Annotated in this window: 5 protein-coding genes; 1 reads left to right on the top strand and 4 read right to left on the bottom strand. The window is 41.9% G+C overall.

Features of this window, described 5'->3' with window-relative positions; genetic code table 11:
• Window positions 1-92: 92 nt before the first annotated feature.
• The 4 genes from DUT68_RS18125 to DUT68_RS18425 are packed head-to-tail and all read right to left on the bottom strand — an operon-like array spanning window position 93 to window position 6,784.
• Complete coding sequence (locus DUT68_RS18125; protein WP_113639651.1) at window positions 93-2,069, bottom strand: OmpA family protein; 1,977 nt, start codon at window positions 2,067-2,069, stop codon at window positions 93-95.
• Window positions 2,070-2,080: 11 nt separating this feature from the next.
• A complete protein-coding gene (locus DUT68_RS18120) occupies window positions 2,081-3,058 on the bottom strand; it encodes a PorP/SprF family type IX secretion system membrane protein (RefSeq protein ID WP_157960918.1) in 978 nt (325 codons plus the stop codon).
• 4 nt (window positions 3,059-3,062) lie between these two features.
• Entirely contained in the window at window positions 3,063-4,268 is a 1,206-nt protein-coding gene (locus DUT68_RS18115) for a gliding motility-associated C-terminal domain-containing protein (RefSeq protein ID WP_113639649.1), read from the bottom strand.
• A complete protein-coding gene (locus DUT68_RS18425) occupies window positions 4,268-6,784 on the bottom strand; it encodes a collagen-like domain-containing protein (protein WP_157960917.1) in 2,517 nt (838 codons plus the stop codon). Before DUT68_RS18425 ends, DUT68_RS18115 begins: the two co-directional genes overlap by 1 nt.
• Window positions 6,785-7,009: 225 nt before the next feature.
• Between DUT68_RS18425 and DUT68_RS18095 the strand changes: the two genes are divergently transcribed.
• Window positions 7,010-7,855 (top strand): transketolase, encoded by an 846-nt coding sequence (locus DUT68_RS18095; RefSeq protein WP_113639647.1) that lies wholly within the window; start codon window positions 7,010-7,012, stop codon window positions 7,853-7,855.
• Window positions 7,856-7,867: the final 12 nt, after the last annotated feature.

The following is a 7,867-nucleotide window of genomic DNA, read 5'->3' as shown; positions in this document are numbered from 1 at the left end:
CTACTCATAAAAATGCCCCCATTAAGTGTCTAACTTTTTGGGGGCAGTCCATTACCGAGGGATTTCTTGCTTTTTACCTTAAATAAAACGATTTAATTCAGTTGATGACTAGCCTTTTGCGTCATGGCAAGTACAGGTGTCACCTTCACTATTTTAAACTCCGTACGCCTGTTCAACTGATGTTGTGCCTCGGTACATTTTACACCGTCAGTACATTGATTTAGTAATTCCGTTTCTCCTTTACCTACCGCCGTTAACCTATCAACACCTACCCCTTTGTTCAATAAATAATCCTTTGCGCTATTGGCTCTTTTGTCCGATAACACTTGATTATAAGCGGCAGAGCCACGAGCATCTGTATGTGCCACCAATTCCATTTTTACATTCGGCATACTCGTTAGGAAATCGTTTACCTTATTCAAATCAGCAACAGCATCCTTCCTAATATTCCACTTATTAAAATCATAAAAGATATTATTGAGTTTAATGGTATACACATCTTTTGAGCGCTCCAACTCAAACTTGATATCATAAATGGTAGATTGACTTGCGCCCTTTGTTGATATTTCTCCGGTTTGTGTAGTATAATATTGCAACGGATCACCTTTTACCAGGTAGTCAGTTTCCTTATCAAGCTTAAAAGAAAATTTCCCATCAGCGTCTGAAAATGCTTTCGTTTCAGTCCCTTTATCTTTGTTAATCAGTAAAATCTCTAAGCCTGCAATGGGAGTGTTAGTCCCCTTTTCAATTACCAAACCATTTACCGCAAAAATGCTTTCCTTCGGATTTTCTTGCTTGATACCAGTTTTAAATCGATATATATCGTCTAAGCCTACGCCTCCATTTCTATTGCTTGAAAGATAGCCTGTGCTTAAGTCGTTATTGAATAAAATACCAAAATCATCCTTCGGCGAATTTATCGGTGCACGCAGATTTTCTACATCTTTAAAACTATTACGAATACCTACTGCCAAAAAAATATCTAAACCACCCATTCCAATATGTCCCCTAGAGGCAAAGTAAAACTTACCATCCTGCCTTACCGTTGGAAAAACATCATCTTCACTTGTATTAATAGTAGCGCCGCAATTGATTGGCTTACTCCAAGCACCGTTAGCCATTTTCTCCGAGTAATATAAATCCATGCCACCATAACCACCAGGCATATCTGATGCAAAATATAAAATCTTGCCATCAGGCGATAAAGCTGGATGTAAAACTGAAAATGAACCATCGTTATTGAATGGCAATTTATCCTTGGCAATCCACTCATCGCCTTTTTTTACCGCCATTAAAAGGTATTGCTTGCCCGCATCGCCAACTTTAGCATTTTTATTGGTTGACATTACTGCCCTGGTAAATAAAATGGTATCAAGTGTAGGATAAACAGCTAAAGGACCGCTGTGAAATCCCTTATTGATGGTGCCTTTTACTAAATTAGCTTCTTTTTTAGCTAAGGAGATGTCGTAAATTTTCAAGTAAGGATTTCCGGTCCAGCCATAAATTTCCTCGCCTTTTTTATTTTTTTGCCACCTATCAGAAATCAATAGAATATCATTACCAAACTTTACCGGACTAAAATCAGAGTTTTCAGAGTTTAAACCGATTTCATTTTCAACCACTGCGCCAATATCTGGGTTATCAAACCATGTTTTAGCAGTTGTACACATATTGGCCAAGCGTTCAGCCTCAACAGCTTGTGTAGGATTTTTTTGTCCCCAAATCTTAAAATTGGCTGCAGCTTCATCGAACTTTCCATTTTGCTTAAGTGCCTGAGCCAAATGTTTGTAGTTATCCGCGGGAACATCAGGATAGGCAACAGCCTTTTTATACCAAATTTCCGCAGCTTCTGTATTATTGATAAATCTATAGCAATTAGCAATCTTTTGCGCAACTTCTGCACTAGGATTTGCTTTCATGACTTTTTCGTAGATCTCCAGTGCATACTTGTAATCAAGCTGCTTGTAAAGCTTGTCAGCCTCTTTGATATCGTCGGAGAATAGTACCGATGGCAGTAGATAAATAAGTAGGAAAAGGGAAAAAACTCTGAAAAACTTCTTAAATGTCATATAACTCTGCGTTAAAAGTACCGCGGAGAAGTTAAAGCAGTGTTTTTGTAATTTTTATTTCCAATTGTGTAACCCAGAGAGATCTCGTGGCTACCCGACGAATATGAATTTAAGTCTGACAGACTGTAGTCATAAGCATATCCGATCCTGAACTTTTTTGCAACAAAAACTTCAACTAATCCAACAAGCGAATTTTGTTGAAAAGTTGCATTTAAATTGTTAGTATTTTTCCACATATCAACACCCATCCTATATGATGCCCCTAGCCACAAAACATCCTTGAACAAAAAAGATGCGTTTACATCGAAATTACCCATACTTTCAGGGTCATCTCGCAGCATAAATGAAGGCTTTAACTTCACATTTTCATTAACACTAATAATAGTACCAGCTGTTAAGAAAATGTGGATAGGTGGTAAAGCGATGAATCTTGCTTGCTGTTTATTTTTATTAAGCGCAGTAGTTAGCAAATTATTTGCTGATATGCCAGCGTAAAACTTATCATTACTAAAATGTATCCCCAATTTTGCATCTGGAGAAAGGTAATTTTGTGTGCCCGCAAATGCATTATCAGTTTGATCGCCGATGACTGCTTTATCACTATTTAAAGCAAATTGCACAGCCCCCAAGCCAACACCAAAACTTAACCTTGATTTGGAATTTACCTGCAAACGATAAGCGTAGTTAGCCATCACCGAGGTTTGGCCCTGAATCCCAACTTGATCATTCATGATAGACAAACCCAATCCAACATTATTGTTGTGGAAAAACGCACCATCGGCAATTAAAGATTGAGTTACTGGGGCACCTTTTATACCAATCCATTGATTTCTGCTGAGCAGATTGATATTAAGATCTTCCTTGTAGCCAGCATAAGCAGGGTTCACCAAAAGGTTATTGAACATATATTGACTGTACGTAACCTCGTTTTGTGCCAATACCGCAAACGGGCCAAGCACTATCAAAAGCAGGAGTAAAAATTTTCTCATCTTCCTAGTTTTTAACCATGGTAATTGAACCTTTGAAATACTCATCCTTGCCATCTATCTTCACCCTCAAAATATAGATATAAGTACCAGAGGGTGCATTTTGTCCGTCCCAATATTTGGATGAACTATAGCCATTCATCCTGTAAATTAAGTTCCCAGACCTATCAAAAATTTTCAAATCGTTATCCGGAAAAGCATCTATGTTTTTAATTTCCCAAGTATCGTTTTTACCATCTCCATCAGGTGAAAATGCATTATAAAAATTCAGCGGACTTGCGTTAGTTACGTTAGCAAAGGCTATTGGCACACTGGCATCAGCACCTAAATTAAAAGACTTATAGGTGAAAGACTTGGTTAGCCCCGGACTGATAGTTGCATTGTCCTGCAATGTAACTGGCACAAGCCTATCCCATTGATTTTTAGTTGCCCAACTCACCAAACCACTAAATTTTTCGGAAGCGGTTGTGTAAAATGATAAATCTAAAGGTAAATTGACTCCTTTAAGCTGCGTTATTACATGATAATATCCTTCGTTAACCTCGGTAACGGCAGCAGTTTTGTTCAATCTGCTATAACCGTCATTGCTGGCATCGTTATCTACAAATGAAACACCTACATAAGTATCCGTAGTTGATTTTGGAGATATACCCACGAAACGTTTGATGCCCAACTTACTCGAGCCCATCGGGTACAGATAAAAGTCACTTCCTTTTGCCCATCTCACCAAGGCACCTTTAGCACCAGTAGTAGTAAATCCGTTGTTAACAAATAGTGAGTTGGCATCATTATTTTCTAAAACAAAACGATTATCGCCTGTTTTTAACTCTGCATTATCCAAGTCTAACGAAAGCTTAGCGTATAAGTCGGTGTTCATTAAGAACAGCCCGCTACCCTTCAACACCAATCTTGGGAAAGAAGTACCAGAACTTCCTGAAAAAACCACGTTCCTTCCAGTAAACATCACAGAACCGGAGGACAAGTAGTGGAATACACCTGAGGCATCATTGTTTTCCCAATCGCCGTTGATGATCATTTCACCTTTATTCAATATAGCGCCTTTGTTGTTAACTACCTTAGCATCCACATATAAAAGTGCACTTTGACCAATAAATACATTAACGCCATTATTGACTAATTGTGCCGAAACCTTTGCACTATTAGCTAGGCATAGTACAGCGGCGAAACATATATGTCCAAGCCTGATTTTCATTACTGTACTGCGCTTATGTAAAAGGTAGCTGAAGCAAGGTCAATTGCAATATCACCTACGTTAGTAAACTTAACTTCGATGGTATTTGCTGAAACTACCCGAGCATAAGCAATTACCAATCCGTTAGGCAGCTCAATACTCGAAGAAACAGCCACGCTTGCATCAAGAGCTACTCCTGCTAGCGTAAAGTTTTGTTTGAATGATGCTTTTGAAGCGATAGATGGTAAATCGGCCGTTAGTGCCGCTTTATGTACCGCTGTAACGTAGCTTCCAGTTACGCCAATACGAACTTTTCCATCAGTAGCTATCCTAAAACCTTCTTTTCTGTTCGCAGCAAAAACAACATCTTTAGCATCAGTTGTACCAACAAAATCATCATTTACACCGGGATTTGTAGTACCACCAACATTACCCATTCCGTTGCCATTTCGCAACCAAGCACTTGCACTTCCAGAAGGCCCCTGCGGACCAGCCGGGCCTTGTTCACCCGGGTCTCCTTGAGCACCTTGAGGCCCCATCGGACCAACATTTCCCTGATCACCTTTATCGCCTTTATCACCTTTAGGGCCAGTTGCACCCGTTGCCCCTGTGGCGCCAGTAGCTCCTGTTGGGCCAGCTGGGCCAGCAGCACCGGTTAAGCCAATTGGACCTTGAGGGCCAACAGCACCAGCAGCGCCAGTATCACCTTTATCTCCCTTGTCACCTTTTAAACCCTGCAAACCTTGTGCACCTGCTGGGCCAACAGCTCCAGTCGCACCAGTATCTCCTTTATCTCCTTTAGTACCCTGTGGGCCGGCAGGACCAGTGGCACCAGCAGGACCTTGTATGCCCTGAGGACCAGCAGCGCCGGTATCTCCTTTAGGACCCGCAGGACCAGTTAAACCAATTGGACCTTGCGGACCAACAGTTCCAGTATCCCCTTTGTCGCCTTTTGCACCCTGAGGGCCTGTTAAACCAATGGCACCCTGAGGGCCAACAGAACCTGTATCTCCTTTATCACCTTTTGCGCCAGTTGGACCTGCTGGACCAGTAGCACCAGTTAAACCAATCGGACCTTGCGGACCTACGGCACCAGTCGCTCCTGTATCTCCCTTATCCCCTTTAGCGCCCTGAGGGCCAGTTAAACCGATAGGACCTTGCGGACCAACTGCACCAGTATCCCCTTTATCGCCTTTGGCACCCTGCGGACCAGTAGCACCTGTTAAGCCAGTAGGACCTTGCGGGCCAACCGCACCAGTATCTCCTTTATCGCCTTTGGCACCCTGTGGACCAGTAGCACCTGTTAGGCCAATGGGACCTTGAGGACCCACCGGACCTGTTAAGCCCGTTGGACCAGCCGGGCCAATTGCACCTTGAGCACCAGCAGGACCTTGAGGACCCGCAACTCCAGCATCGCCCTTATCACCTTTGGCACCTTGAGCCCCTTGAGGGCCAGTTGCTCCAACAGCACCTTGAGGACCTTGTGGCCCCACCACACCAGTAGTTAAATTGGCAATTGATATCCAAGTACCATCAGCTTGACGCTTGAAAACACTCCCAGAATTATTGTTCAAGTATAAATCACCTTCTTTTGTTCCGCTTGGCTCGGTACCAGTAGCAGGTGGGCTTAACGTACCATTATACCATTGCGCACCAGCTGGACCAACAGGCCCAACTACACCAGTAGTTAAATTTGCAACCTCTTGCCATGCACTGGCCGTTCTAATAAAAACTTTACCGTTATTGTTATTCAGGTAGTAATCGCCATCCTTTGATCCAGCCGGTTCAGATCCCGATACTGGTGGGTTTAAATTACCATTAGACCATACAGCACCATTCGTACCATTATTCCCTGGATCTCCTTTGTCGCCCTTATCACCTTTATCCCCTTGATCACCCTTATTACCGTTAACCCCATTAGTTCCGGCTGGGCCTTGCGGACCTTGTGGTCCAGTAGCTCCATTAATGCCATCCACACCAGCTTCGCCTTTATCCCCTTTGTCGCCTTTATCACCTTTAATTCCTTGCGCACCGGCCGGACCAGCAGCACCTGTTAACCCAATTGGGCCTTGAGCACCCGTAGCACCAGCATCACCTTTCGGTCCCTGAGGACCAGCAGGACCTGCAGCACCTGTTAAACCAATTGGACCTTGAACACCGGCAGCACCAGCATCACCTTTAGGCCCTTGAGGACCAGCCGGGCCGGCCGGACCAGTTAAGCCAATGGGACCTTGCGGACCAACTGTACCAGTACCAGTAGCTAGCTCTTCCCATTTATTCACATTCCAAACGTTAAACTTATTAGTTGTAACGTTAAATATGAGCAAACCATTAAGTGCTGCATTAGAAGTACCTGTAGTTTGTAGGCCTTCTCGCTGCGTATCAGTTAATCTGGGAATTAAAATACCTTTATCGGTTGAGTATATTTCAAGGATTGATTTCGCATTAGGCGTACTTGTACCTATGCCAATATTGCCCGTTTGGGCAAAGCCCATTGATGTAAAAAACAAGAATGTTAAGAAGGTAAAAATCCTCATAAGCGTAAATGTTAGTTCGTTGATTTTTGGGTAAATAGTTACTCAAAATAAGAGTATATTTTTCATTATTACAAACTTATCAACATTTTTCTATTAAAATTTATTTAAAATGTGGAAAACTACAATGATAGTTCAAACTTAAAAGCTATAAAAATTGGCTTTCAGATAGTTAACAAATGGATATTTAGATTAACTTTGTTACATTACATATAATTATTTTTTTTGATGAAACATACAATCAGTGAACTAGAAGATATTGCCTCACAAGTGAGAAGAGATATCCTGCGAATGGTACATGCAGTACAATCTGGGCACCCTGGAGCTTCTTTAGGCTGTGCAGATTTTTTTACGGCACTCTATTTTGAAGTAATGAACCATAATCCTGAATTTAACATGGATGGTAAAAATGAAGATCTTTTCTTTTTATCAAATGGGCATATTTCTCCGGTATGGTACAGCGTGTTAGCAAGAGCGGGTTATTTTGATGTAAGTGAGCTTAAAACTTTTAGAAAACTTGATTCGAGACTTCAGGGACACCCCACTACACACGAGGGATTACCCGGAATTCGTGTAGCGTCAGGCTCTTTAGGCCAGGGACTTTCAGTTGCAATTGGCGCCGCATTAGCCAAAAAGCTAAATGGCGATCACTCATTAGTGTTTGCTCTTTTGGGAGATGGAGAATTGCAGGAAGGTCAAAACTGGGAAGCTTTCATGTTTGCACCACACAATAAAGTAGATAATATTATTGCAAGTGTTGACTACAATGGACAGCAAATTGATGGACCAACGGAGAAAGTGCTTTCGCTGGAAAACCTACAAGCCAAGTTTGAAGCTTTCGGTTGGCATGTAATTACTTCTAATGGCAACAACATGGAAGAAATCTTGAAAAGCTTGGAGTATGCTAAATCTTTAACAGGCAAAGGAAAACCTATTTTGAATTTAATGAGCACCCAGATGGGATATGGTGTCGACTTTATGGTTGGTACACATAAGTGGCATGGCTCAGCTCCTAACAACGATCAGTTGGAAAGCGCACTAGGGCAAATCAAAGAAACTATAGGCGACTATTAACCTTATCCTGTA

Origin of the sequence: Pedobacter zeaxanthinifaciens (genome assembly GCF_003313335.1) — a bacterium.
Classification (GTDB): domain Bacteria; phylum Bacteroidota; class Bacteroidia; order Sphingobacteriales; family Sphingobacteriaceae; genus Pedobacter; species Pedobacter zeaxanthinifaciens.
This window is presented reverse-complemented; position numbering and strand designations above follow the sequence as displayed.

Coding starts and splice junctions, on each gene's coding strand:
- DUT68_RS18125 (WP_113639651.1), bottom strand. CDS start 2,069: ATGACATTTAAGAAGTTTTTCAGAGTTTTTTCCCTTTTCCTACTTATT.
- DUT68_RS18115 (WP_113639649.1), bottom strand. CDS start 4,268: ATGAAAATCAGGCTTGGACATATATGTTTCGCCGCTGTACTATGCCTA.
- DUT68_RS18095 (WP_113639647.1), top strand. CDS start 7,010: ATGAAACATACAATCAGTGAACTAGAAGATATTGCCTCACAAGTGAGA.
- DUT68_RS18120 (WP_157960918.1), bottom strand. CDS start 3,058: ATGAGAAAATTTTTACTCCTGCTTTTGATAGTGCTTGGCCCGTTTGCG.
- DUT68_RS18425 (WP_157960917.1), bottom strand. CDS start 6,784: ATGAGGATTTTTACCTTCTTAACATTCTTGTTTTTTACATCAATGGGC.